The organism is Halalkalicoccus tibetensis, from assembly GCF_037996645.1.
In the GTDB taxonomy this organism is placed as follows: domain Archaea; phylum Halobacteriota; class Halobacteria; order Halobacteriales; family Halalkalicoccaceae; genus Halalkalicoccus; species Halalkalicoccus tibetensis.
This window is the reverse complement of the sequence record NZ_JBBMXV010000001.1, coordinates 397,460-423,111: the sequence shown is the minus strand read 5'-3', so window position 1 is coordinate 423,111 and position 25,652 is coordinate 397,460. Positions and strand designations below refer to the sequence as shown.

Sequence of the window (25,652 nt, the reverse complement as noted above, 5' to 3'; positions counted from 1 at the left end):
TAAGGGGGCCCGTTCCCTCGGTTCGCGAATGATCGAGGACGAACCCCTCTCCGCGGTCGCCGCGTCGCTACGGGCCGGACGGATGGATCCCGACGAGCATCTCGCCACCCTCGAGGACCGGGCCGACCGCGTCGAACCCCGGATCGAGGCGCTGCTCGACGAACCGGACAGGTGGGACCGACTGAACCGGGAGGTGCGGGCGCTCGAAGCCCAGTTCGACGACCCGGCGACCAGACCGCCGCTGTACGGCGTTTCGGTGGGGGTGAAGGACATCTTCCACGCCGAGGGGTTCCTCACGAGGGCGGGCGCCGACGTCCCGCCCGGGTCCGTGACCGGAGCCGAGGCCGACAGCGTGCGCGCGCTGCGGGAGGCCGGCGCGCTGGTGCTCGGAAAGACCGTGACGACGGAGTTCGCCTACTTCGAGCCCGGCCCGACTCGCAACCCCCACGACACCGACCACACGCCCGGCGGCTCCTCGAGCGGCTCCGCCGCGGCCGTCGCCGCCGGGCTCTGCCCGCTGGCACTCGGCTCCCAGACGATCGGCTCGGTGATTCGTCCGGCCGCCTTCTGCGGGGTCGTCGGCCTCAAGCCGACCTACGGTCGGATCCCCATCGGTGGCGTCCTGCCGGTCGCGCCCTCCGTGGACCACGTCGGCTTCTTCACACAGGACGTCGCGGGGGCGAAGCTGGCCGCGATCGTCCTCTACGACCACTGGCGACCCGAGCAGGTGGACGTCCCGACCCTCGGCGTTCCCGAGGGACCGTACCTCGAGCAGGCCGACGCGGAGGCCCTCGATGCGTTTCGCGAACAGGTCGCTCGGCTGGAGGAGGCCGGCTACGAGGTCCGACGCGTCGACCTCCTCGGGGACGTCGAGGACGTGAACGACCGCCACCAGAGTCTGGTCGCCGCCGAGACCGCCCTCTCGCACAGCGAACGCTTCGCCGAGTACGGCGACCTGTACGCCGAGGCGACCGCCGAGCTGATTCGCGAGGGCCACAGGGTGAACGTCGGCGAGCTCTGCGAGGCCCGAACCGGCCGGGGGGAGCTCCGCGGGGCCGTGGAGCGAACGATGGACGCGGAGGGGGTCGACGTCTGGCTCTGTCCGGGTGCGCCCGGGCCCGCCCCGGAGGGGATCGACAACACGGGTGACCCGGTGATGAACCTCCCGTGGACCCACAGCGGACAGCCCGCGATGGCGCTTCCCGCGGGCGAGCTCGACGGGCTTCCGTTGGGGCTGCAGTGTGTCGCCCGCTACGGCGACGACGAGCGCCTGGTCGGATGGGCCGAGGGGATCGCCGAGGCCCTCTAGGGCCGTCGGTTTAAGCCCGAGGGCGGCCCAGATGGGGGTATGAAGACGATCAAGGACAGCGTCCACGACCATATCGAGGTCGGGGGCGTTGCCCGCGCGCTGCTGGACACCCCCGAGGTCCAGCGCCTCCGCCACATCAAGCAGCTGGGCACCGTCTCGCTGGTCTATCCCTCCGCGAACCACACCCGTTTCGAGCATTCCTTGGGGGTCTACCACCTCGCCCGCCAGGCGCTCTCGCACATGGGGATCGAGGGCCGGGCCGCCGAACGGGTGCGGGCCGCGGCGATCCTCCACGACGTCGGCCACGGCCCCTACAGCCACAACGTCGAGGACGTGATCGAGCGCCACACCGGAAAATATCACGAGGACGTCGAGGACGTCATCGAGGGCGGGCCCGTCGAGTCGGTCCTCGAGGACCACGACCTCGACCCCGACCGGGTGGCCGGCCTCATCCACGGCGAGGGCCAATACGGCGGGCTCGTCTCGGGCGAGCTCGACGTCGACCGGATGGACTATTTAGTGCGCGACGCCCACCACACCGGCGTTCCCTACGGCACCATCGACCACGGCCGGCTGGTCCGGGAGCTGCGCTTCGTCGACGGCGAGCTCGTCCTGGGCGAGGGCAACGTCCAATCGGCCGAGAGCCTGCTGGTCGCCCGCGCGCTGATGAACCCGACGGTGTACAGCCACCACGTCGCCCGGATCAGCAAGTCGATGCTCCGCCGGGGTGCCGAGCGGCTGATCGCGTCGGGGATCGATCCCGAGGAGCTCCGTCGGATGGACGACCACGACCTGCTCGTGGCGCTGCGCACCAGCGAGAGCACCGAGGGGATCGCCCGGCGGTTCGCCCACCGCGACCTGTTCAAGCGAGCCGTCTGGGCGGAGTACCGCGACGTCCCGGGCGACTTGCTCGACATGGACCACGAAACGACCGTCGAGTGCGAGGAGACGATCGCCGACCGGGCCGGCGTCGAGGACGACGCGGTGATCCTCGACGTGCCGGCGTACCCGAAGATGACGGAATCCAGTACTCGCGTCGTGGTCGGCGGCGAGACCCGGCAACTCGACGAGCAGTCGCCGCTGGTGCGGACCCTCCAACACTCACAGCTCAACCAGTGGCGCCTCGGGGTCTACGCGCCCGCCGACGCCGCCGAACGGGTCGGCCACGCGACGGAGGCCGTCCTCGGGCTCGACACCGACGGCACGCTGATCAGCGACGTCCGGCCCGGGCTGCACACCACGCTGGATCGGTTCGGCGCGGGCAATCAATAGCATTGTATTTCTGGCTATAGTCTCCAGCCTATTCGACAAACCAGGTGTAATATGTTATGCATGTAACCAGCCACCGTACGGATCTCGAAGCATCAGAACAGTTTTTTTAGACAGAGGTCATAGTAGAGATATGAATAAAAATAGTTATAAATATGTATTTAATAAATAAGTGATTTTTTATTTATTATGCTGGCCATTTCACCGCTAGTATGGGCGTTCTATTACCCGGTTTCTGATACACTCCCCGGGCTGTTGTTGTATCCAGTGTTCGGACCATATTATGTAATCGGATATCAAATACCGACCGAGATCTACTCCGAGATCGTTCTCAACACAGGTGTAAGGATCCCAGTTGAAATAATATCATACGCCATTGCAGCCGTAATTAGCATCGTATACGAGGCCGTAACCGGGGATTTAGAGTTACGACGACCGACGGCTGAGTAGGTAATCCAGTAAACAGTTTTAATACCTGTCCGGCCCGGGCTGCACACCACGCTGGATCGGTTCGGCGCCGGCGCGCGCTGAGAATCCCGGGGTTCAAATCCCGCGGCCGTCAGGATCGGGTATGATCGTCGAGGGGACCGTCCTCCGGGGTCCCGGGTACGAACCCGTCGAGGGCCGGGTCGTCTGTGAGGACGGGCGGATCGAAGCGGTCGAAGAGGCTTCCACTACTAGCGACCGGATCATCGCGCCCGCGTTCGTCAACGCCCACACCCACATCGGGGACTCGATCGCCAAGGAGGCCGGACGAGGACTGACCCTCGAAGAACTCGTCGCCCCGCCCGACGGCCTGAAACACCGCTTGCTGCGCGAGAGCGACCGCGAGGAGATGGTCGCAGCTATCAGGAAGTCGATCCGGTTCATGCGCTCGGGCGGCGTGACGGGCTTTCTGGACTTCCGCGAGGGCGGGGCCGACGGCGTCTCGGTCCTCAGGGAAGCGGCAGAGGGGCTCCCGGTCGACGCCTTCGCGATGGGGCGCGACGAGCTCGCGGCGCTGGAGGCGGGCGACGGCTACGGCGCCAGCGGCGCCGCGGACGCCGATTTCACGGAGGAGCGCGAGGCGGCCCGCGAGGCCGGCAAGCCCTTCGGGATCCACGCCGGCGAGAACCGCACCGACGACATCGTGCCCGCGCTCGACCTCGAACCCGACTATCTGGTCCACATGGTCAACGCCGGTCCCGACCATCTGGACCGGGTCGAACGCGAGGAAATTCCGGTCGTCGTCTGCCCGCGAGCGAACCTCGTGACCGACGTCGGCCTGCCGCCCATCGAGGAGTTAGCGGAGCGAACGACCGTCGCGCTGGGCACCGACAACGTGATGCTCAACAGCCCCTCGATGTTCCGCGAGATGGAGTTCGCCGCGAAGCTCACGGGTCTCGAGGCCCCGACGATCCTCGAGATGGCGACCCGCGCGGGCGCCGAGCTGATGGGGCTCGACGCCGGCACGATAGAGGAGGGCCGCGAGGCACGCCTGCTCGTCCTCGACGGCGACTCGGACAACCTCTCGGGAGTACGTGACCCGATCCGGGCGGTCGTCAGGCGCGCGGGAACCGACGACGTGCTCGACGTGGTCCATCCGGCGCAACACAATTAAGCTAGTATGTGAATAGCGTACACGATGTACGAGCGCATTCTCGTTCCGACGGACGGGTCGGCGGGCGTCGAGCGCGCCATCGAACAGGCCGTCTCGCTCGCGAGCGTCCACGGGGCGTCGGTCCACGCGGTGTTCGTCGTCAACACCGCGAGCTTCGCCAGCCTCCCCATGGAGACCTCCTGGGAGGGGGTCAGCGACATGCTCCGGGAGGACGGCGAGGAGGCGCTCGAGCGAGTCCGGGCGATCGCGGCGCGTCACGACGTCGAGGTCGAGACCGCCCTCATCGAGGGCACCCCCTCGAAGGAGGTCGTCCGCTACGCGACCGAGGAGGGCTGTGACCTGATCGTCATGGGGACCCACGGCCGGGGCGGGATCGACCGCCTTCTCCTAGGGAGCGTCGCCGAGCGCGTCGTTCGGGGCTCGCCGGTGCCTGTCCTCACGGTTCGGGTTCGGGAGGAGGACCTCGAGTAGTATCCAAGCGGCCTCAGACCGGCCGCAGGTGCTCGCAGTCGCCCGCATGCACCCTGGCGGTACCCTCCTCGGTCTCGACCACGAGCCGACCCGGCGATTCGACGTCGACAGCCTCGCCGACGACGTCCCCGTCTCGCGTCTCGACGCGCACCCGCCGGCCGAGCGTGATCGCGAGCTCGCGCCAAGCCCCCAGTATCGCGTCCGGGTCCGTTTGCAGGGAGTCGAACCCCTCGATGACCCGCTGGGCGAAGACGCGCCGGTCGACGTCCCCCACCTGCTCGCGCACGCTCGTCGCGCCCTCGGGGAGCGTGTCGGGATCGACGTTCGCGTTCACGCCGATCCCACAGATCACCCACGAGACCCGGTCGGCCTCGCCCTCCATCTCGGTGAGGATCCCGACGAGCTTCTCGCCGGTCGTTCGGAGCAGAACGTCGTTGGGCCATTTGATCCCCGCGTCGACGCCCGCCTCCCGGAGCGCGCGGGTCGTCGCGACCGCGGCCGCGAGCGTCAGCAGGGGTGCCTCCATCGGCGCCACGTCGGGTCGGAGCACGAAGCTCATGTAGACCCCGCCGGACGGCGCGTTCCAGGCCCGTTCGAGCCGACCCCGGCCCGCGGTCTGTTCGTCCGCGAGCACGACGACGTCGGAGTCGCCGGCTTTCGCCAGCTCCCGGCCGCGGGCGTTCGTGCTGTCGATCGCGTCGTGGTACTCCACGGAGTAGGGCGCCTCGAGCCCGTACTCGACGGCCGCGCCGCCGAACTCGGGCACCGACTCGACCCGGTAGCCCGACCCGTCGCTCTCGATCCCGAAGCCCGCCTCGCGGAGCTCCTCGATCCGCTTCCAGACGGCGTTGCGCGAGACGCCGAGCTCCTCGGCCAGTTCGGGCCCCGAGACGGGTCCCGAGGCGAGCGCATCGAGGAGCGCCTTCCGGGTTTTCATTCAGTCGATGACGACGAGCGTATCGCCCATGTCGACGCTCTCGCCCTCGCCGACGAGCACCTGCTCGACGGTCCCGCCCGAGGAGGCGATCACGTCGTTCTCCATCTTCATCGCCTCGAGCACGCAGAGCACGTCGCCGCTCTCGACCTCGTCGCCCTCGCTCACCTCGACCGAGAGGATCGTCCCCTGCATCTCGGCGGTCACCTCCTCGCCCTCGGCCGCGACCTCCGTCGACCCGGCGTCGCTTCCGCCGGCGGGCTGGGGCGGCTGGGCGCCGCCGCCTCCGCCGCCCCCGCCGGCCGCGGCGGCAGCCTGGGCGCCGTGTTCCTCGAGGTCGACCTCGAAGCGCTTGCCGTTGACCTCGACGGTGAACTCCCGGCGGACGACGTCCTCCTCCTCGCTTTCGCCGTCGGTCTCGCTCCCCCACTGGGCCTGGGCCTCCTCGATCCGACTCCGGTCGAGCTCGTTATCGAGGTATTTCGTGGTGTGGGTGCCCGCGACGAACCGCTCGTCGGTGAGCATCAGCCGGTGGAACGGGATCACCGTCACGACGCCCTCGATCCCGTACTCCCGGAGCGCGCGGAGGCTCCGAGTGATGCACTCCTCGCGGTCCGACCCGTGAACGATCAGCTTCGCGATCATCGAGTCGTAGTCGGTGACGATCGAGTCGCCCTGTCTGAGCGCGTCGTCGAGCCGGACGCCGATCCCGCCCGGCGGGTCGTAGGTCGAGAGTGTGCCGCCCGTGGAGGGGGCGAACTCCTTGGCGGCGTTCTCGGCGTTGATGCGGAACTCCATGGCGTGGCCGTCGATCCCCACGTCGTCCTGTGCGAAGGCGATCTCCTCGCCGGCGGCCACCCGGATCTGCCACTTGACGATGTCGATGCCCGTGATCTCCTCGGTGACGGTGTGCTCGACCTGGATCCTCGTGTTGACCTCGAGGAAGTAGAAGTTCGTCTCGGGGCCCAACAGCTCGCCTGCTCCGCGGTCGGGGTCCTCCTCGACGAGGAACTCGACGGTGCCGGCGTTGGTGTACTCGGCGGCGCTCACGCCCTGACGGGCGGCCTCACCGATCTCCTCGCGCAGGTCGTCGGTCAGCGCCGGGCTCGGGCCCTCCTCGATCACCTTCTGGTGGCGCCGCTGGAGCGAGCAGTCCCGTTCGCCGAGATGGCGGACGTTGCCCGCGTGGTCCGCGAGGATCTGGACCTCGATGTGCCGTGGGTTCTCGAGGAACCGCTCGAGATACACCGAGTCGTTGTCGAAGTAGGCCTCGCCCTCGCGGCGCGCGCTCTCGAGCTGTTCGTCGGCCTCCTCGGGCCCGTGGACGATCTTCATCCCGCGCCCGCCGCCGCCGCCCTCGGCCTTGATCGCGACGGGGTAGCCGTGCTCCTCGCCGAACGCCCGAACCTCCTCGGGCTCGGTAACCGGGTCGGTCGTCCCGGGAACGATCGGCACGCCCGCCTTCTGCATGGTCTTTCGGGCCTTGGTCTTCTCGCCCAGTCCCTCCATCGCATCGCTCTTCGGACCGATCCAGGTGATGCCGTCGGCCTCCTCGACCTTCGCGGCGAAGGTGGCGTTCTCCGCGAGGAAGCCGTACCCCGGATGGATCGCGTCGGCGTCGGCCTTCCTCGCCGCTTCGATCACCGCCTCGTGATCCAGATACGAGTCGGCGGCCCGTGCGGGCCCGACGTTGTACGCCTCGTCGGCGTAGCGGACGTGGCCGCTCTCCTTGTCGGCCTCGCTGTAGACGGCGACCGTGCCGACGTTCAACTCCTCACACGCGCGCATGACGCGCACGGCGATCTCACCTCGGTTCGCGACTAAGACTTTCCTGAACATTGTTGATGGTCTCGGCGTGAGTTACCTCATTCTGTCGGTTCGACCCGCTGCCGTCCAGCGGTCGGTCGGTGCCGTGGTCGGGACGCGGACGGCCCGTCCCCCGGTGCCCTCGACCCGGCCCGCGAAGGTCCAGCGCTCGCCCTCCCAGGTCGGCCCCTCGTCATCGCCCGCGGCGGCCGCCTCCTGGGATCGCAGGTGCGAGCCGATGGCCGCGGCGATCGCCGCGGCCTCCGCCTCGTCGGCGCTGTCGGGGATCGCGAGCGTTCGGGATCCGGAGCCCGGATCGGACTGCTCCCCGTTCATAGCGGGATGTTGCCGTGCTTCCTGTCCGGTTGGGACTCGCGTTTCGAGCGCAGCATCTCGAGGTCGTCGACGAGCCGCGAGCGGGTGTCGGCGGGCTCGATCACGTCGTCGACGAACCCCCGGTCGGCGGCGGTGTAGGGGTTCGCGAACTCCTCGCGGTACTCGTCGATCAGCTCCTGGCGGCGCTTCTCGGTGTCCTCGGCGGCCTCCAGCTCCTTGCGGTAGAGGATGTTCACCGCGCCCTGCGGGCCCATGACGGCGATCTCGCTGGTGGGCCAGGCGTAGTTGACGTCCGCGCCCAGATGCTTCGAGGCCATCACGCAGTAGGCTCCCCCATACGCTTTCCGGGTGATCACCGTCAGCAGCGGCACGGTCGCCTCCGAATAGGCGTACAGCAGCTTCGCCCCGTGACGGATGATCCCGCGGTGTTCCTGGTCGGTGCCGGGCATGTAGCCGGGCACGTCGACGAACGTCAGGATCGGGATGTTGAACGCGTCACAGAAGCGCACGAACCGCGAGGCTTTCATGCTCGAGTCGACGGTCAGAGTGCCGGCGTTCGCCCGGGGTTGGTTGGCGACCACCCCTACGGAATGGCCGTCGAGCCGGGAGAAGCCGACGACGATGTTCTTCGCGAACTCGGGGGCGACCTCGAAGAACGCCCCCTCGTCGGTGACGCCGTCGATCACGTCGACCATGTCGTAGGGTTTCTGGGGGCTCTCGGGGACGATCCCGTTGAGCTCCTCGTCCCGACGATCGGGGTCGTCCCAGGGTTCGACCCGCGGGGGGTCCTCGACGTTGTTCTGGGGGACGTAGGAGAGCAGCCGTTTGATGTCGTCGAGGGCGGCCTTCTCCGACTCGGCGGCGAACTGGGCAACGCCGGTCTCGTTGGCATGGGTGCGCGCGCCGCCCAGCTCCTCCTGGGTGACCTGCTCGCCGGTGACGGTCTCGATCACGCCGGGGCCGGTGATGTACATGTGGCTCGTGTCCTTCACCATGAAGATGAAGTCCGTGATGGACGGCGAGTAGACCGCCCCGCCCGCACACGGCCCCATGATCCCGGAGATCTGGGGAACGACGCCGCTCGCCTTCTGGTTGCGGTGGAAGATCTCGGTGAAGCCCGCGAGCGAGACGACCCCCTCCTGGATGCGCGCACCCGCCGAGTCGTTCAGCCCGACGATCGGCGCGCCGACCTCCATCGCGGTGTCCATCACCTTGCAGATCTTCTCGGCGAACACCTCGCCCAGCGAGCCCCCGAAGACGGTGAAGTCGTGGGCGAAGACGAACGTCTTCCTCCCGTTGACGTCGCCGTAGCCGGTGACGACGCCGTCGCCGAGGACCTTGCGTTCCTCCATCCCGAAGTTGTGGCTCCGGTGGGTGCGAAGCTGGTCGAACTCGTGGAAGGTGCCGTCGTCGAGGAAGTAGTCGATCCGCTCGCGGGCGGTCATCTTCCCCTTCTCGTGTTGGGACTCGATGCGGTCCTCCCCGCCGCCCAGCTCGGCCTCCGCCTTCAGCTCGCGCAGCTCCTCGATGTCGTCGTCGATGGTCACGGTAACCACCATCCCTCACGGTTCAGCATACGCCAACCCATTACGGACGCCGACAAAAGGGTTCCGCAGGTCAGCCCAGCCAGTCGGCGAAATCGGTCGTCAGGAACTCGATGTAGCCGACGATTCCCAGGTACAGCGAGAACGCCAGCACGAGCACGACCGGGATCCGGACCGCCCACACCCAGGCGGTGCCGATCGATCCCAGCTCGCCGATCCCCTTCTGGAGCTCGTCGAGCGCCTCGTCGGGGACGATCCAGCTGACGAAGATCGACACCAGCAGGCCTCCGAGCACCAGCAGGATCGCGTCGGCGAACAGGTCGAAGAGGTCGAGGAAGATCAGGTCGAGCGCGGGCGCGAGCCCGAGGACGAACACGAGCCCGCCGACCCCGAGGGTCGCGGTCATCCGGTCGACGCCGAACTCGTCGATCACGTAGGAGACCGGCACCTCGAGCAGGCTGATCGCCGAGGAGAGCGCCGCGATGGCGACGGTGCCGAAGAAGACCGCCCCCAGTATGTTGCCGGCCGGGAGCTCGGCGAAGGCGGCGGCGAGGCTGATGAACAGCGTGCCGGGACCGCCCTCGCCCGGGTCGACGCCCGCGGTGAAGAGGAACGGGAAGAGGATCAGGCCCATCAGGAACGCGATCGCGGTGTCGAAGCCGATGATGATCGCGCCGTCGGAGGCCAGGTTACGGTCCTCCGCGAGATACGAGGAGTAGGTGATCATCACGCCCATCCCCAACGAGAGGGTGAAGAAGGCCTGACCGGCCGCCGCGGGCAGGATCGACTGCCACTCGGCGGCCAGCACGTCGAGGTCCGGCGAGAGGTAGAACTGGTAGGCCGCTCCCGCCCCGTCGAGGGTGAAGGCGTAGGCCGCGAGGCCGATCCCCAGCGCGATGATCGCGGGCACCATGAACTTCACCGCGAGCTCGATGCCCGAACGGACGCCGAGCGCGATGACGCCGATCACGAGCACCATGAACAGCGCGTGGAAGGCGACGGCGTCGAATCCGACGGAGACCGCGCCGAAGTACGCCTCGGGGTCGGCGGTGTAGGCGCCGGTGAGGCTCGCGAACGTATATCTGATCGTCCAGCCGGCGATGACGCTGTAGTAGGAGAGGATCGTGAAGCCGGTGACGACGAACACCAGCCCGACGAGCTTCCAGGTGCGCCCGCCCATCTGGGCGAGCGCCCCGACCGGGTTCTTCTGCGTCCGGCGGCCGAGCGTGAACTCGACGAGCATTGCCGGGAAGCCTATCAGGACGACGAACAGGAGGTAGACCAAGAGGAACGCCGCACCCCCCTCCTGGCCGACCGCGAAGGGGAACCGCCAGATGTTCCCCAGGCCGACCGCGCTGCCGACGGCGGCCAGGATGAACCCCGTCCTGGTCGCCCATGTCTCTCGTTGTGGCATGGAGCCAACATTCGCACCCCTGGTTATAAACCCACCGATACATGGAATCATATGACATGATTCTTTACCGGCCGGATCGGGATCGAATCGGGGGCGAACGGCCAGTTGTCGTCGAGATCGTCCGGCAGCGATGGCGAACACCCCGGGAAACCGGAGTGGTCAGGCCTCGCCGTAGACCGGGACCGCCGCGCCGCTCGTGGGGCTCGTCGCGTCGCTACAGAGAACCAGGAAGACCTCGGCGATGTCGGCTGGGTCGACCCACTCCCCGCTGGGGTCCATGGTCTCCCGGTTTGCGGGCGTGTCGATCACGCTCGGCATGACGCAGTTCGCACGCACGGTCCCGCGGTTCTCCTCGGCGAGCGTCTCCGTCAGCAGCCGGATCCCGGCCTTCGACGCCCGGTAGGGGCCGTCGCCCTCGCCACCCTCGAGGGAGGCGCGGGCCGAAACCGAGACGATCGCCCCCTCGGTCTCTCGGAGGTGGGGAAGGGCGTGTTTCGAGGCGAGGAAGGCGGTTTTCAGGTTGACGTCGAGGACGGTCTCGAACTCCGAGAGCTCCGTCTCGTCGATGGGCTGGCCGCCGGCCCAAGTGCCGGCGACGTTCGCCAGGTAGTCGAGACGATCCTCCCCGTTGACGACCTCGCCGACCACGCGCTCGACGTCGTCCTCGTCGGTGAAGTCGCCCCGGTGGAACGCGACCGACTCGGAGTCGAGCAGCGAGCCCTCGTCCTCGACGTCGATCACGTCGGTCGCGTGGACGGTCGCGCCCGTCCGTTCGAACGCCGCACAGACCGCGCTGCCGAGCGCGCCACAGGCGCCGGTCACCAACACCACCCGCCCGTCGAAGTCGAAGCTCGCGGACATGGGCGCAGCTACGGGGGCTACCCGGATAAAGACGAACGATCGGGCCGAACCCGACGCCGCCTCGAGAGGTCCGAAAACGGATCTATCCGGCGCGTGATACCGGGTATCGAAAGACAAGCTACTTGCCGGTCGCCGTGCATTCGCAGGTATGACGCGAACCTCCCAGTCCGTCACGCCGGACGGGGTCGGGCAGGACTCCGAGGGGCCGGCGACGGTGCTGCTCCGCGGGCCCTCCGAGGAGACCTGGGGACCGATCTGGGACCAACGGGACCCCCGGACGATGAACGTCCTCGCGATCACGACCCGCCTCGATCCCCTCGAATGGATCGACGCCTGCGAGACCCAGCTCGGCGAGCTCCCGGTCAAGACCGGCGCGATCAGGATCGGCACGCGGATCGATCCGGCGGTGCCCTCCGAGCGCCGGAGCCACGAGGGCGTCGACCTTCCGCTGACGGCGGTCGAACGACCGAGCGACCTCGACGAGCTCTACACCGCGATCAACCTCTACATCACCGAGTGGCTCCACACCGACCAGCAGACGGTGATCTGGCTCGAGTCGCTGACGCCCGTGATCGAACACGTCGGGGCCAAGCGGACGATCTCGTTCGTCGAGTCGCTGGCCGAGCGCCTGCGAATGACCGGCGCGATCGCCTACGTCAGGGTCGATCCCCGCGACCACGACGATCACACCCTCTCGCTGGTCGGCGACGCGTTCGACCGCGTCGTCGAGGTCGAGTCCTCGGGCCCCTCGGTCGCGACCGACACGCGCGAGGAATCCGTGCTCCGGACCCTCCGGACGGCCGAGGGCCCGGTCTCCGTCGAGACGATCGCGGGTCGGGTCGCCGCGAGCGAGAACGCACGCCACCCCGAGGGGCGCGAGCCCGCCAACGCCCGTCTCGTCGAGATCGACCTCTATCACGCCTGCCTCCCGAAGCTCGCCGACAGGGGGATCGTCTCCGTCGAATGGGACCGACGGCTCGTCAAACTCGCGCTCGAGCCGGCACGGGTCGACGCGCTGCTCGAGCGACGGGACGGTTCGGAGAGATAGGACCATGTCACGGGACGACTCCCGCGGTCGATCGGAGAACGGTGGACGTGAGACCCACCACCCGCCCACCGCCGACACGTCGCCGATCGTCTCCGTCGCGAGCGCGATCGCCGCCGCCAGGGACGAAGCCCCCACGGATCTGGTCCCGCCGCTGGAATCCGTCGTCGACACCGACTCGATCCGCTCGCTCATCGAGGAGGGCGAGGACGACGAGGTCCGCTCCTTCCGGTATCGGGACTGCTCGGTCGAGGTTTACGGCAGCGGCCGGATCGTCGTCGACGCCGACCGTCCCCGGCTACCGAGGTGCGACGTTCCGGACCGGATCCGACAGCTCGTCGAGGACCGTTACGTCCCGGGGACGGGGGCCGAGCAGGCCGAGCGCCGGCGGGCGATCCTCGCGGCCTACTCCTATCTCAGGGGCCAGGGCAGCGCCCGCCGGAGCGACTTCATCCGCGAGGTCTACCCCTGCTACCCGGGCGAGTACTCGATCCCCGACGGCGGCTGGTGGGAGACCGTCGTCAAGCCCGGGCTCGGGGCCTGCCCCGACGTCGCGAAGGGCAACGCGATGTGGTACTACGTCGGCGATTAGGGTTCAGGGCTCGATCACCAGTTTTCCGAGGAAGCTGTCCTCCATCACCGCCCGCTGGGCCTCGTCGGCCCTATCGAGCGAGTAGCTCTCGGCGACGTGGATCCCGAGGTCGCCCCGTCCCATGAGCCGTGCGAGCTGTTCGAGGCGAGCCGAGAGGTCGGGCGTGTTGAACATGCTCATGAGCTGGACGCGCAGCTCCTTCGCCCGCGCGGCGGGCACGTTCTCCCAGCCCGCTTCCGGGACCGTGTTCCCGATCCCGACGACCCGGGCGCCCTGTGCGGCGACCGCCGCGTCGAAGTCGAGGTACTCGTCGAGCCGGTGATCGAGGATCACCGACGGCTCGTACTCCGCGATGCTTTCCTCGAGGTCATCGTCGGCGTAGTCGAGGACGACGTCGGCGCCGAGCCCCTCCAACTCATCGTGGTACTCCGGCGAGGCGGTCGTCACCACCTCCGCGCCGGCCGCCGCAGCTAGCTGGACGGCGGCGTGGCCCACCCCGCCCGACCCGCCGTGGATCAGGCAGGTCTCGGCGGGCTCGAGGCCCGCGTGGTCGATCAACGCGCGCCAGGCGGTGACCGCGGGGATCCCCGCCCCGCCGCCGACGGCGAAGCCGACCCCGTCGGGGAGGCGAGCGACCCGATCGGTCGGGACGAGCGCGTACTCGGCGTAGGTGCCCTGATGGTCCTTCCCGAGTCCGGTGCCGAACACCCGATCGCCCGCCTCGAACCCCGGGGTCCAGTCGCCGGCCTCCTCGACGACGCCCGCGAAGTCCGACCCGGGCGCCAGCGGCAGCTCGTAGGGCTCGTACGACCCCTCGCGGAAGTAGGTGTCCACGGGGTTGATCCCGGCGGCCTCGACCCGGACCAGCAGCTCGTGGCCGCCGGGCTCGGGCCGGTCGACTTCCTCGACGCTCAGTACCTCGGGTCCGCCGTGTTCGTGGTATCGTACCGCACGCATACTGGTCGGTCGCGCTCGACGGACAAAGAGCTACCCGTTAGTCGGCTCGGAGAACGCCGGGGGGCCGGCGTCCCCATCAGAGGCACCTCCGGACCCGGGCGAGGTCCGGAGGGTGTCTGCCGTCAAGCAGACGATATCACATACAGTCACCGTTCGTATAGTGATATCCTTGATTGACCATGATTTAGTGGTTTCCTCTATAATATTATTATACTGTCATTACTAGCGAGGGAGGCTTTCGGCCATCACGGTGTTCCTCGTGAGCGTGGCGATCGCCCGGCGGAGGCGTTCGGTCACTGCCTGATCGGAGATCGAGAGCAGCTCCGCGATGTCGGCCGTGTTACAGCCCCGGGGGATGTCGTAGTACCCCTCCCGGACGGCCAACACGAGCGCCTCGCGCTGTGGTCTCGAGAGGCCGAACGGCTGGTCCGGCTGGGCCTCCGGCATGTTGTAGATCCGCGCGACGTCCAACCCGATGCGGGCGTCCGTACAGTAGTCCCGGAACCGCGAGAGGGACCGATGGGTGAGAAATCGGAGCGTGAACCGCCACCCGGTCCCGACGCGCTTCGCGCTGAGCACCTGCACCGCGTACTCCCGCAGCGCCCGGAAGAGGTGGTCGTACTCGATCGCCCAGTCGAGGGCATAGAGCGACTGCCCGCGGAGGCTCTCGACGCGCTCGACCGCGTGAATCGTCGGATGGGCGGCGATCTCCGCCACCAGAGCGTCGTGGTCCGGCCCACAGATCCAGACGAACGGCGTCGAGCTGCCCGGGACCGGGACCAGCGACTCGAGCTCGACCGTCGTCTCCGTACCGATCGCGGAGAACACCCGTCCGAACTCGAAGTCCGCCGCGGGCACCTGTAGTTTCACGATGACGCTCATGGTTCGATGTTCCGATCGCCCCTATAGGGACAGTCCGCCCTCTCTGGCTCATCATTGATTCGGAACGGTATTATATATTACATGTATAATTCATCTTTCGAGCGGTGGCACACGAGTTCGGGCGGGTTTGCTTGGTGTATAATGGCCGGTATCGAACCCGCCTCAGTCGGTCAGGCCGTAGCCCCGCGCGAACAGGACGACGTCGACCAGGCAGACGACGAGCGTCATCGCCACGAGGACGGCCAGCGCGGCGTTGGGATCGACGTCCGAGTAGCCGAGGAAGCCGTATCGGACGCCGTTTACCATGTAGACCATCGGGTTGAGCAGCGAGACGGTTCGCCACAGCGGCGGGAGGATCTCCAGCGAGTAGAAGACGCCGCCGAAGAAGACCAACGGTCGGAGGATGAACTGGTTCATCACCGTCAGGTGATCGAAGTCCTCAGCGACCAGCCCGCCGACGACGCCGAGGGCGGCAAAGAGCAGGGTGACGACGAGCATGAACGCGACGAGGTAGAACGGCCGCTCGATCCCGACGGGGGTGAAGAAGGCGCCGATGACGGCGATGATGGCCCCGACGATCATCCCGCGGGCCGCGCTCGAGACGACGTAGGCGATCACCATCTCGGTGTAGGACAGCGGCGAGGTGAGCGTCTCGTGGATGTACTCGTTCCAGCGCCCGTGGAAGATCGAGAAGGAGGCGTTCTCGAAGGCGTTCGAGATCGCTCCGAGCACGACGAGCCCCGGGAGGAGGAAGAGGATGTAGGAGAACCCCTGGATCTCGTCGATCCGCGCCCCGAGGATCACCCCGAAGACGGAGAAGTAGAGCACGTTCGTGATCATCGGCGGGAGGAAGGTGTTCCAGGGCCGGCGGACGTAGCGCTGGACCTCCCGTTCGAGCAGCGTATAGAAGCGCGCCGAGATCGGGTTCATCGGGACGTCTCCCCCGCGATTCGGGCCTCGTCGTCGGGTCCTTCGTCCGTCCCGGACTGGTTGCCCCCGCGCTGGCCCTCGGTGAGCTCGACGAAGATCTCCTCGAGGGAGGTCCGCGAGATCTCGAGGTCGAGGGCCTCGTGACCCCGTTTCTCGAGGGCGCTGAGTAGTCCGGGTGCGACCCGCCCGCCCGCGTTCGCGCGGGCGACGAGCCGGCTCCCGTCGATCGTGACCTCCTCGAGTCCCTCGACCTCGCGTTCGATCGCGGGCGCGGTCGCTGGCGGGTCGCGAAGCTCGACGGTGATCGTGTCGGTGCCCCGTTCCATCAGCTCCTCGGGGGTCGCGACGGTGACCTTCCGACCCGAATCCATGATCGCGACCCGGTCACAGAGCCGTTCGGCCTCCTCGATGTAGTGAGTAGTGAGAAGGATCGTCGTCCCCTCGTCGTTCAGCCGGTTGATGATCCCCCAGAGGTCGTGGCGCAGCTGGACGTCGACGCCCGCGGTCGGCTCGTCGAGGATCAGCAGGTCGGGCTCGGTCACGATCGCGCGCGCGAGGAGCAGCCGCCGTTTCATCCCGCCCGAGAGCCAGTCGAAGCGGGTGTTTCGCTTGTCGTAGATCCCCACCAGCTCGAGGGCCTCGTCGGCGCGGCGCTTTCGCTCCTCGTCGCTCACGCCGTGATAGCCCGCCTTGTGCATCAACACCTCGCGGATCGAGAAGAAACGGTCGACGTTGAACTCCTGGGGCGCGAGCCCGATGCTGTCCCGGACCGCGCGGTAGTCGTCCTCAACGTCGTCCCCGAAGACCCGCACCTCGCCGCCGGTCTTGCGGACCAGGCCGACGAGTATGTTGATGAACGTCGTCTTGCCCGCGCCGTTCGGACCGAGCAGGCCGAAGAACTCCCCCGACTCGACCGAGAGGTCCAACCCGTCGAGCGCCCTGACGTCGTCGTACTCCTTTACCAACCCGGTCGCGTCGATCGCCAGCGTCATTACCGGATCGAGGCGCTCGGACGGATAAAGCCCGGCGGATGCGGAAGCCGTCTACTCCAGATAGCCCAGGTCGGCGAGCCGATCCTCGACGTCCGCGTCGTCGGTCGCCCGGCGATTCATCTCCGCGTGGTCGGGGTAGGACATCTCCTCGCTCGGCTCGACCACGCCCAGCGGATCGCCGTCCATCCGGTCGCTCCGAGGGACGCCGAGCGCCGAGAGCACCGTCGGCGCGACGTCGAGCAGATGTGCGCCCTCGAAGTCGGCGTCGTCACCCTCGACGCCCGGTCCGGTCGCCATGGCGATCCCCTCGAGCTTGTGGTTCCACGGCTCGGCGGGCGGGGCGAACAGCTCCTCGCGCAGCTGGGCCGAGAGGAAGTAGTTCCAGTCGTTGGGGACCGTCATGACGTCGACCGCGCGATCGACGTTCGGCCCCTCGAAGTACTCCTCGACGCGCGCGACGTCCTCGAAGACCGGTTCGCCGTCGGGCGCCTCGACGCCCGAGAGCAGCTCGATCAGCTCGTCGCGGACGTCCTCGTACTCGTCCTGGGAGACCACTCCCTCGGGATCCCGGCCCTCGAGATTGATCCGGACGCCGGTCTCGACGCGCGAGCGCATATACGCTTTCGAACGAGCGAAGTCGACCTGTTCGTCGGAGGCCTTGACGATCCCGGCGGGCGCGTGGCGCTTCGCGAGCTCGTCGAGCCCGACGGTCTCGAGCGCGCGGCTGATCCGGCGGGTGGTGATCCCCATGCTCGCGGCGGTCGCGACCCCGCGTTCGAGCAGCGTCGGCTCGCGCTCGGTCGTCTCCTCGCCCTTCCGCAGCGACTGCTCCCGAACCGTCTGCCAGGAGGGCATGCCGGCGCCGCTGTGGGTGGTCTCGATGTAGCCGTGTTCCTGCAGGAAGGTGTTGAGCCGGAACTCCTCGCCCTCGTACTCCCCGAGCCCGTGGTCGCTCACGAGCAGGGCGACGTCCGGGTCGGTCCCCTCGAGGATCCGCTCGACCTCCCGGTCGACGGCCTCGTAGATCTCCGCGACGAGCTCCTCCTCGTAGCCGTACTGGTGGAAGACCGTGTCCGTGACCTGGAACTGGACGAAGCCGAAGTCCGGTTCGAATTCCTCCGTGAGATAGAGGAACGCGTCGCTCCGCATCGAAACCGAGTCGACGTACTCCTCGAAGGCGTCAGTCTCGCCGCCCGGCGTCGGATACACCTGATACTCGCCGATCGCGTCGCGGACCTCCTCGAGGATCCCCTCGGGGTGCGAGGGCGGGCTCTCGGGGGCGGTGAAGCCGGGGATGATCGCCCCGTCGACCTCGCTCGGCGGGTAGGTCATCGGGACGTTGACGACGACGCTTCGCTTGTCGTGGTAGTCGAGCAGCTCCCACAGCGCGTGTTCGTCGACCGAGCTCGCGTTCGCGACCCCCCAGTCGTAGCCGTCGTAGGTCAGGAAGTCGAAGATGCCGTGCTTTCCGGGGTTCGTCCCCGTATAGAGGGAGGGCCATGCGCTCGCCGTCCAGGGCGGGACCTGCGACTCGAGGTCGCCGCTCGGGTCGGCCTCCCAGATCGACTGGAGGGTCGGCACGCGATCCTCCTCGAACAGCGTCTCGAGTATCCCCCGACTGCAGGCGTCGATCCCGATCAACAGCACCTCGACATCCCCGCTACGTTCCGATGACATTGATACCACCTATGAGGACGAGGAGTTTGTCCCTTATTATAGATCGGCTAACACGTAGACGCGAACCGTGAACGATCGGTTAGTCATGTCATAATCCGGGGTTCGTCAGTTCACGCGCGTCGATCTCTGACACGGTAACACATATCGTGGGAGATGCCGACGGCTGTAGATGGTCGCCGAGGCAGAAGCACGCCGGACGCGTCACCGAACCCGAGACACCGCTCGAGGCACACTCGGAACGTGGTTCCTCCGCTCCTCCACCTATATTTATAATCTATCATGATCAGGATCGACCCTGGTACATCGCCATCAGTGTCCGTCGTGCCGTTCGTTGTCGAGCATCACTCGCCATGCGACCCCTCGACCCGACTTCCCGTAGCTCCGAGGATGGATACCGTCCGTTCTTCGGCCCCGTAGCCGAGGCGTCCAAGGGAATCTCGGCCGGATCCGGTACTACTAACTCCGCGCCGGCAGGAGTTCCGTTCGAGCCAACGATGAAGCTACACGAATACCAAGCGAAGTCGGTGTTCGCCGACGCGGGGATCCCGACGCCCGACTCGCAGCTCGCTGAAAGCGCCGACGAGGTGCTCTCGGCCGCGGAGTCGATCGGGTACCCGGTCGCGGTCAAGGCACAGGTACAGGTGGGTGGTCGCGGAAAGGCCGGCGGGATCGAGCTCGTCGAGGACGACGAGGAGGCCCGCGAGGCCGCCGACTCGATCCTGGGAATGGACCTCAAGGGCTACACCGTCGAGCGCGTGCTCGTCGAGGAGGCCGTCGACTTCGTCGACGAGCTCTACGTCGGCGTGACGATGGACCGCGGCGAGGGCAAGCCCGTCGCGATGGTCTCGCGCAAGGGCGGCGTGAACATCGAGGAGGTCGCCGAGGAGGACCCCGACGCGATCGCGCGCGAGCACGTCGACCCCTCCTTCGGCCTCCAGCCGTATCAGGCCCGCCGCGTCGTCTACGACGCCGGGATCGACCGCGAGGTCGCGGGCGACGTCTCGAGCGTCCTGACGACGCTCTTTTCGCTGTGGGACGACCGCGACGCCAGCGACACGGAGATCAACCCGCTGATGGTCACGAGCGACGACGAGGTCATCGCGGCCGACGCCGTGATGAACATCGACGAGGACGCCCTCTTTCGCCAGTCCGAGCTGGCCGAGATGGAGGAGGAGTCCTACACCGACGACCTCGAGCGCAAGGCCGGCGAGTACGGCTTCGACTACGTTCGACTGGAGGGCGACGTCGGCATCATCGGCAACGGCGCCGGCCTCGTGATGACGACCCTCGATCTGGTCGACTACTACGGCGGCGAGCCCGCGAACTTCCTCGACGTCGGCGGCGGCGCGAAGGCCGATCGGATCGCGAACGCGCTCGACATGGTGTTCTCCGACGAGAACGTCGAGTCGGTCGTGTTCAACATCTTCGGCGGCATCACTCGAGGAGACGAGGTCGCGAAGGGGATCAACAACGCTCTGGAGCAGTTCGACGAGATCCCGAAGCCGGTCGTCGTCCGACTGGCGGGGACCAACGCCGAGGAGGGGATGGAGATCCTGAACGCCGACCTCGTGCAGGTCGAACAGACGCTGGAGGAAGCGGTACAGCGTGCGGTCGAGAACGCACAGGAGGTCCAAGCATGAGCATTCTAGTCGACGACGACACCCGCGTGGTCGTACAGGGCATCACCGGCGGCGAGGGCAAGTTCCATGCCGAGCAGATGATGGAGTACGGCACGAACGTCGTCGCGGGCGCGGTGCCCGGACGCGGCGGTCAGGAAGTGGCCGGCGTGCCGGTTTACGACACGGTCAACCAAGCAGTCAGGGAGGAGAACGCGGACGCATCCGTCATCTTCGTCCCGCCCGCGTTCGCCGCGGACGCCATCTTCGAGTCGCTCGACTCCGAGCTCGACCTCGCGGTCGCCATCACCGAGGGGATCCCGACCCAGGACATGAGCAAGGTCTACAAGCGCCTCTCGGAGGTCGACACCCACCTCGTCGGCCCGAACTGTCCCGGCCTCATCACCCCCGGCGAGGCAAAACTCGGCATCCTGCCGGGCAACATCTTCTCGTCGGGCAACGTCGGGCTGGTCTCACGCTCGGGCACCCTGACCTACCAGGTCGTCGACAACCTCACGAACCGCGGGCTGGGTCAGACCACCGCGGTCGGGATCGGCGGCGACCCGATCATCGGCACCTCGTTCGTCGACGCGCTCTCGCTGTTCGAAGAGGACCCCGAGACCGAGGCCGTCGTGATGTGCGGCGAGATCGGCGGCGAGGACGAGGAGCAGGCGGCGGCGTTCATCGACGAGAACATGGAGACGCCCGTCGCGGGCTTCATCGCCGGCCGGACCGCCCCGCCCGGAAAGCGGATGGGCCACGCCGGCGCCATCGTCTCGGGTTCGGGAACCGGCACCGCGGAATCGAAGATCGACGCGCTCAACGACGCGGGCGTCCCCGTCGGCGACACTCCCGAGGAGGTCGCCGATAACGTCGAGGAGCTGCTGTAGCCCAGCGTCAGGCGTTCTGTTTTCGGTGTGCGTACTGCTCGGGTTCGGACAGCCGGGCGACGTCGCGTTCGAGGGCGGCCGCATACTCGAGCCGGAGCTCGCGGGCCTGGGCTTCGTCGAGCGACGGCCCGCGATCCAACTGCTCCGTGAGCGGGTCGTACGCGTCGACGTCGAACCCCATCCGACCGAGGTACTCGCGGACCTCCCCCGAGCCGAGCCCCTCGTGGATCGCGGCGTCGGTGTACTCGCGAACGGCCCCGAACTCCGGGAGGGTGATCCCGTCGTCGGTGACGAGCCCGAGGTCGCCCTCGACACGGACCTCCGCCCGGCTCGCCTCGTCCATCAGGGGGTACATCTCGCCCGCGAGGCGGAGGATCTGGCTCGGAAGGGTGGCGTCGGGCGAGCGCCACTCGACGGTCGGGAAACACTTGCGCAGCCGCACCGGCGTCCAGATCGCGTCGTCGGGCGTGAAGTTCGCCTCGAACTCCGCCTCGTCGACGCCGGCGTCGATCGCCTCCCGCTTGAACTCGGCGTACCGGCGTTCGAGCCGGTCGTTCCACTCGGCGACGCTCTCGGCATACTCCCAGAGCTGGCCGTGGGCCGGGAACTGCGCGTACCCTTTCTCCCGGTAGATGTAGGGGCGTGCGCCCGCGGCGATCCGCTGACCCTTGTAGTACGGCGAGGAGTTCAACAGCGCGAGCGCGGGGTCGAGCGCGATCAGCGTGTTCAGCTGGTCGACGACGCGGCGTTTCTCGAAATGGAGGTGGGTGCCCGCACAGTGTTTTGCGTACTCGAAGTCCTCGCCGAGGACCTGCTCCTGGATCCGGGCTCGGTCGCCGGGCAGCTGCTCGATCGAGTCACAGTCGAGCGGCGTCGCCAGCGGGACGAGACCTTTCCCGCGTTCTTTCGCCTCGCGCAGCGTCTCGCCCAACAGTTCGACGAACTGCGCCGCGAGGTCCTCGACCGACTCACACGGGGTCGTCTTGATCTCGAGGAGGCAGTCGACGAACTCCTCCTCGACCTGTGGCGATATTCCCGTCAGCCCCTCGGGCGCACATAGCTCTCCCTTCCGGTCGATAACCCAGTACTCGACTTCGACGCTCGTTTTCATTGTGTAGTTCGAATCCGCGACCGCGCCGCCCGCGTTCGTCCCTCGGTAGCGATACACCACCGTGGCGCCGTCGAGGACGGACCGATCCCAGTGTCGGAGACCTTTTCCGGTAGTTGGGCCGCCAAGTGCATGAGACACCCCCACGCTCCTGCAAGTACGTTATAAGTATTCGTCGATGCGAATGGTTCAAGCATACAGTTTCAACGTACGATTCACTAATAACCATGAGTGCAGTGGGCATATACGTACGAGTGTCTAGTACACACGGGCTTCAGACGACGTAAGTCAATACCCGAAGCCGCGGTTAGGGGGCAACCGTTTACTCCCTCGACCCGATGGGTGCGTATGCCGATCCGACAGCCGACGAAGGAGGAGCTCCGGGAGCTGGCTTCGGAGCTGTATCTCACGCTGACCGACGAGGAGGTCGAGTTCTTCCGCGAGATGGCCGCCGAGCGCATCGAATCCTACGAAACGGTCCGGTCGTACAACCCCGAGCCACAGTTCGGCTCGCCGAGCGTCCGCGAACGAAGCGGCGGCACGCGACCGCCCGCGGACGAGAACCCGCTCAACGCCTGGGTCACCCGATGCGAGGTCCGGGGCGACGAGGGCGGGCCGCTCGAGGGCTGGGACGTCGCGCTGAAGGACAACGTCTCGGTCGCGGGCGTCGAGATGACCTGTGGCTCGCACGTCGTCGAGGGCTACGTCCCGAACGTCGACGCGACGCTGGTGGCGCGGCTGCTCGAGGCGGGCGCCGACGTCGTCGGGAAGACGAACATGGACGACATGGGGATGGGAACGAGCGGCCACAGCGCCTTCGGACCGATCCACAATCCCCACGACGACGCGTTCCTCGCGGGCGGCTCGTCGGGCGGAAGTGCGGTCGTCGTCGCCGAGGGCGAGGCCGACGTCGCGATCGGGACCGACCAGGGCGGCAGCGTCCGCATCCCCGCGGCGTTCTGTGGCGTCGTCGGCCACAAGCCGACCTACGACCTCGTGCCCTACACCGGCTGTGTCGGGCTCGAACACCTGATCGATCACCCGGGCCCGATGGCCCGCGAGGTAGAGACGGTCGCGCGGACGCTCTCGGTCATCGCGGGCAGCGACCGGAAGGACGTCCGTCGGCCGTCCGACGTCCCCGTCGAGGAGTACGAGGAGGCGCTCGACGGCGACGTCTCGGGGCTCTCGATCGGGGTCGTCCGGGAGGGCTTCGAACGCGAGGAGGCGGACCCCCGTGTCGTCGAGGAGGTCCACGGGGCGATCGGGACCTTGGGGGACCTCGGCGCGTCGATCGAGGAGGTCTCGGTGCCGCCCCACGCCGACGCCGGGGCGGTCCACTCGATCTGCCAGTCCGAGGCGATCGCCGCGGCGATGCGCAGCGAGGGCGTCGGCCGGGGCTGGCAGGGCTGGTACAACCCCTCCTGGATCGAGTCCTTCGGCAAGTTCCGCCAGGCCCAGAGCGACGACTTCCCCGCGACGGTCAAGCTCTCGTTGCTGATGGGGACCTACGCCGGCAAGAAGTACCACTCGCGGTACTACGCCAGCGGGATGAACCTCTACCTCGAGCTGATCGAGGAGTACGACGCCCTACTCGACGAGTACGACCTGCTCGCGATGCCGACGGTCGTCGAGACCGCTCCGAAGTACGACCCCGAACGCGACCAGTTCGACCGCGCCCGCGAGCTCGGGACCGCCGATAACGCCTCGCCGTTCAACCGCACCGGCCACCCCGCGACGAGCGTCCCGGCGGGCGAGGTCGATGGGCTTCCCGTCGGGTTGCAGCTCGTCGGCGCGCGCTTCGACGACGCGACCCCGCTCAACGCCGCCTACGCGCTCGAAGGGGAACGGGACTGAATCCGCCTATCGCTCGTGGTGCTCCATCGTCTCCTCCGCCTGCCGCTGGACCTCCTCGATGGATCGCTCCTGTTCCTCGCGGGTCAGCCCGCCCGATTCGACGTGTCGTCCGCCGTACTGCCGGTCGGGGATCGCGTTCCAGACGGACCCGTCGGATCCGTCGGCGGATCTCGCCGACAGGGCGACGAACGTCCCGAGGACGATCGCCGACGCGAGGACGGCGTACCGCGCGCCGAAGTACGTCGAGAGGGGCGGCAGGACTAGTAGACAAACGGCGAAGGCGATGAGAACCCGTTTTCCGGCGGGACGAAAGTCGATCCCGACCATACCGACACGACGGACCGGGACTAGAAAACACTGCTGGCGGGGCGAGGTTCAGGCTGATCGACCGAAACGATCCGCGAGCTCGTCCAGTGGGATCGTCCGTGCGTCCACTGCGGCCCCGTCCGATTCCGTGAACCCGCTCCCGGTGAGGACCGTCACGACCCGCTCGTCCGAGGCGATCTCGTCGCGCTCGACCAGCCGTTCGAGGCCCGCGTACGCGACCGCCGAGGAGGCCTCGACGCGGAACCCTCCCTCGCGGGCGAGTCGCTTCCGGGCGGCACGGGTCTCCTCGTCGGGGACCGCCACCGCCCCGCCGTCGGTGTCCCGCAGCGCCCCGAGCGCCCGGTTCCCGCTCGGGGGATCGGCGTTGGCGATCGAGTAGGCGATCGTCTCGCCGCCCTCGACCGCGCTCACCGACTCCTCGCCGGCCTCGAACGCCCGGACGATCGGGGCGCAGGCGGCCGCCTGACAGGCGTACAGCCGGGGGACTGACTCGATCAGGTCCGCCTCCCGAAGCTCCGAGAGAGCCCGCCAAATCCCGCTCAGCTGGCCGCCGCTGGAGACGGGAAGCACGATCGCGTCGGGAATCTCGGGCGAGAAGGCCTCGCAGATCTCGAGGGCGACCGTTTTCTGGCCCGCAACCCGGAGGGGTGTATCGGAGTTCACGAACTCGATCCCCTCGAGCTCCAAGGAGGCCTCGTAGAGGCGTCCGTAGTCGCCCTCGATTCGGAGGATCTCGGGACCGTAGCGCGCGATGTGCGAGAGGCGCTCCTCGGGAATATCGGATGGAACGCAGACCGTGCAGTCGAGCCCGGCGCCGGCGGCGTTCGCGGCGGTGCTCATCGCCATGTTCCCGTGGGACACCGTTCCGAGCCGGTCGATCCCGTTCTCGGCGGCGTAGGCAGCCGCGACGGCGCTGCCGCGGTCCTTGAAGCTCCCCGTCGGGTTCCGACCCTCGTCCTTCAGGAAGAGCCGGACGCCGCCGACGTCGAGCCGTGGCGTCCGCACCATCGGGGTCCCGCCGGCGGCCGCCCCGATCCCGGAGGGGGCGTCGACGGGCAGCAGGTCGGCGTAGCGCCACATTCCGGGATTCGACGAGTCCGGCCACCTCGGCAGCTCGCGGGGTTCGAACCGGAGGGGCTCGCCACACGCACAGCGCTTTCGCTCGCGAAACGGAAAGGAACGACCACAGTCGTGACACCGGACCGATGGCATGCGCGGACCGAGGGAGGGCGGCGAAA

General features: G+C 67.8%; 24 protein-coding genes. 10 read left to right on the top strand and 14 right to left on the bottom strand.

The features are described 5' to 3' along the window. Window positions 1–28: 28 nt before the first annotated feature. The 5 genes from WOA58_RS02390 (at window position 29) to WOA58_RS02370 (ending at window position 4,649) form a co-directional block, all read left to right on the top strand. The gene (locus tag WOA58_RS02390) at window positions 29–1,309 is read left to right on the top strand and encodes an amidase (protein WP_340602551.1); all 1,281 of its coding nucleotides are present in this window, start codon (window positions 29–31) and stop codon (window positions 1,307–1,309) included. 39 nt (window positions 1,310–1,348) lie between these two features. After that, on the top strand, window positions 1,349–2,581 hold the full coding sequence (locus WOA58_RS02385) for an HD domain-containing protein (RefSeq protein WP_340602550.1): 1,233 nt from the start codon (window positions 1,349–1,351) through the stop codon (window positions 2,579–2,581). Window positions 2,582–2,767: 186 nt separating this feature from the next. Then, a complete protein-coding gene (locus WOA58_RS02380) occupies window positions 2,768–3,028 on the top strand; it encodes a hypothetical protein (protein ID WP_340602549.1) in 261 nt (86 codons plus the stop codon). A 121-nt stretch (window positions 3,029–3,149) separates the two neighbouring features. Beyond that, window positions 3,150–4,178 carry an amidohydrolase family protein gene (locus WOA58_RS02375; RefSeq protein ID WP_340602547.1) on the top strand — a complete coding sequence of 343 codons (1,029 nt, stop codon included), beginning with the start codon at window positions 3,150–3,152 and terminating at the stop codon, window positions 4,176–4,178. A 24-nt stretch (window positions 4,179–4,202) separates the two neighbouring features. Then, the gene (locus WOA58_RS02370; RefSeq protein ID WP_340602546.1) at window positions 4,203–4,649 is read left to right on the top strand and encodes a universal stress protein; all 447 of its coding nucleotides are present in this window, start codon (window positions 4,203–4,205) and stop codon (window positions 4,647–4,649) included. Between the two features lie 13 nt (window positions 4,650–4,662). On the opposite strand, the gene WOA58_RS02365 is transcribed toward WOA58_RS02370, so the two are convergent. The 6 genes from WOA58_RS02365 to WOA58_RS02340 form a co-directional block, all read right to left on the bottom strand. Beyond that, a complete protein-coding gene (locus WOA58_RS02365; protein WP_340602545.1) occupies window positions 4,663–5,586 on the bottom strand; it encodes a biotin--[acetyl-CoA-carboxylase] ligase in 924 nt (307 codons plus the stop codon). Further along, window positions 5,587–7,422: an acetyl-CoA carboxylase biotin carboxylase subunit gene (locus WOA58_RS02360; RefSeq protein WP_340602544.1), complete on the bottom strand. Its 1,836-nt coding sequence runs from the start codon at window positions 7,420–7,422 to the stop codon at window positions 5,587–5,589. A 21-nt stretch (window positions 7,423–7,443) separates the two neighbouring features. After that, window positions 7,444–7,725, bottom strand: a complete 282-nt coding sequence (locus tag WOA58_RS02355) for an acc operon protein (protein ID WP_340602543.1) — start codon at window positions 7,723–7,725, stop codon at window positions 7,444–7,446. Beyond that, on the bottom strand, window positions 7,722–9,266 hold the full coding sequence (locus WOA58_RS02350; RefSeq protein ID WP_390220496.1) for an acyl-CoA carboxylase subunit beta: 1,545 nt from the start codon (window positions 9,264–9,266) through the stop codon (window positions 7,722–7,724). Before WOA58_RS02350 ends, WOA58_RS02355 begins: the two co-directional genes overlap by 4 nt. 76 nt (window positions 9,267–9,342) lie before the next feature. Next, a complete protein-coding gene (locus WOA58_RS02345; RefSeq protein ID WP_340602541.1) occupies window positions 9,343–10,683 on the bottom strand; it encodes a sodium-dependent transporter in 1,341 nt (446 codons plus the stop codon). A gap of 159 nt (window positions 10,684–10,842) precedes the next feature. After that, window positions 10,843–11,544, bottom strand: a complete 702-nt coding sequence (locus tag WOA58_RS02340) for an SDR family NAD(P)-dependent oxidoreductase (protein WP_340602540.1) — start codon at window positions 11,542–11,544, stop codon at window positions 10,843–10,845. 148 nt (window positions 11,545–11,692) lie between these two features. Here WOA58_RS02340 and WOA58_RS02335 point away from each other — a divergent pair, with 148 nt between their 5' ends. Together WOA58_RS02335 and WOA58_RS02330 are read left to right on the top strand one after the other, a co-directional pair. Further along, complete coding sequence (locus WOA58_RS02335) at window positions 11,693–12,592, top strand: DUF7504 family protein (protein ID WP_340602539.1); 900 nt, start codon at window positions 11,693–11,695, stop codon at window positions 12,590–12,592. Between the two features lie 4 nt (window positions 12,593–12,596). Continuing rightward, entirely contained in the window at window positions 12,597–13,181 is a 585-nt protein-coding gene (locus tag WOA58_RS02330) for a HalOD1 output domain-containing protein (protein ID WP_340602538.1), read from the top strand. Between the two features lie 3 nt (window positions 13,182–13,184). Here the strand turns inward: WOA58_RS02330 and WOA58_RS02325 are convergent, their stop codons facing one another. From WOA58_RS02325 to WOA58_RS02305, 5 genes are all read right to left on the bottom strand, one after another. Continuing rightward, window positions 13,185–14,138 (bottom strand): NADPH:quinone reductase, encoded by a 954-nt coding sequence (locus WOA58_RS02325; RefSeq protein WP_340602537.1) that lies wholly within the window; start codon window positions 14,136–14,138, stop codon window positions 13,185–13,187. Window positions 14,139–14,360: 222 nt separating this feature from the next. Then, on the bottom strand, window positions 14,361–15,020 hold the full coding sequence (locus WOA58_RS02320) for a helix-turn-helix domain-containing protein (protein WP_340602535.1): 660 nt from the start codon (window positions 15,018–15,020) through the stop codon (window positions 14,361–14,363). A 162-nt stretch (window positions 15,021–15,182) separates the two neighbouring features. After that, the gene (locus WOA58_RS02315; RefSeq protein WP_340602534.1) at window positions 15,183–15,950 is read right to left on the bottom strand and encodes an ABC transporter permease; all 768 of its coding nucleotides are present in this window, start codon (window positions 15,948–15,950) and stop codon (window positions 15,183–15,185) included. Next, window positions 15,947–16,942: an ABC transporter ATP-binding protein gene (locus tag WOA58_RS02310; RefSeq protein ID WP_340602533.1), complete on the bottom strand. Its 996-nt coding sequence runs from the start codon at window positions 16,940–16,942 to the stop codon at window positions 15,947–15,949. Before WOA58_RS02310 ends, WOA58_RS02315 begins: the two co-directional genes overlap by 4 nt. A gap of 51 nt (window positions 16,943–16,993) precedes the next feature. Continuing rightward, window positions 16,994–18,619, bottom strand: coding sequence for an alkaline phosphatase family protein (locus WOA58_RS02305; protein ID WP_340602531.1), 1,626 nt, complete (start codon window positions 18,617–18,619; stop codon window positions 16,994–16,996). Window positions 18,620–19,113: 494 nt separating this feature from the next. On the opposite strand from WOA58_RS02305, the gene sucC reads away from it, so the two are divergent. Both sucC and sucD read left to right on the top strand, forming a co-directional pair. Further along, window positions 19,114–20,259: an ADP-forming succinate--CoA ligase subunit beta gene (gene sucC, locus WOA58_RS02300; protein WP_340602530.1), complete on the top strand. Its 1,146-nt coding sequence runs from the start codon at window positions 19,114–19,116 to the stop codon at window positions 20,257–20,259. Further along, window positions 20,256–21,125: a succinate--CoA ligase subunit alpha gene (gene sucD / locus WOA58_RS02295; protein WP_340602529.1), complete on the top strand. Its 870-nt coding sequence runs from the start codon at window positions 20,256–20,258 to the stop codon at window positions 21,123–21,125. Before sucC ends, sucD begins: the two co-directional genes overlap by 4 nt. A 7-nt stretch (window positions 21,126–21,132) precedes the next feature. Here the strand turns inward: sucD and WOA58_RS02290 are convergent, their stop codons facing one another. Continuing rightward, window positions 21,133–22,236, bottom strand: a complete 1,104-nt coding sequence (locus WOA58_RS02290; RefSeq protein ID WP_390220495.1) for a glutamate-cysteine ligase family protein — start codon at window positions 22,234–22,236, stop codon at window positions 21,133–21,135. Window positions 22,237–22,581: 345 nt separating this feature from the next. Between WOA58_RS02290 and WOA58_RS02285 the strand changes: the two genes are divergently transcribed. Continuing rightward, entirely contained in the window at window positions 22,582–24,087 is a 1,506-nt protein-coding gene (locus tag WOA58_RS02285) for an amidase (protein ID WP_340602527.1), read from the top strand. A 6-nt stretch (window positions 24,088–24,093) separates the two neighbouring features. Here WOA58_RS02285 and WOA58_RS02280 read toward each other — a convergent pair whose 3' ends face one another. Next, window positions 24,094–24,414, bottom strand: coding sequence for a hypothetical protein (locus tag WOA58_RS02280; protein ID WP_340602526.1), 321 nt, complete (start codon window positions 24,412–24,414; stop codon window positions 24,094–24,096). Between the two features lie 48 nt (window positions 24,415–24,462). Beyond that, window positions 24,463–25,626, bottom strand: coding sequence for a threonine synthase (thrC, locus tag WOA58_RS02275; protein ID WP_340602525.1), 1,164 nt, complete (start codon window positions 25,624–25,626; stop codon window positions 24,463–24,465). Window positions 25,627–25,652 lie beyond the last annotated feature (26 nt).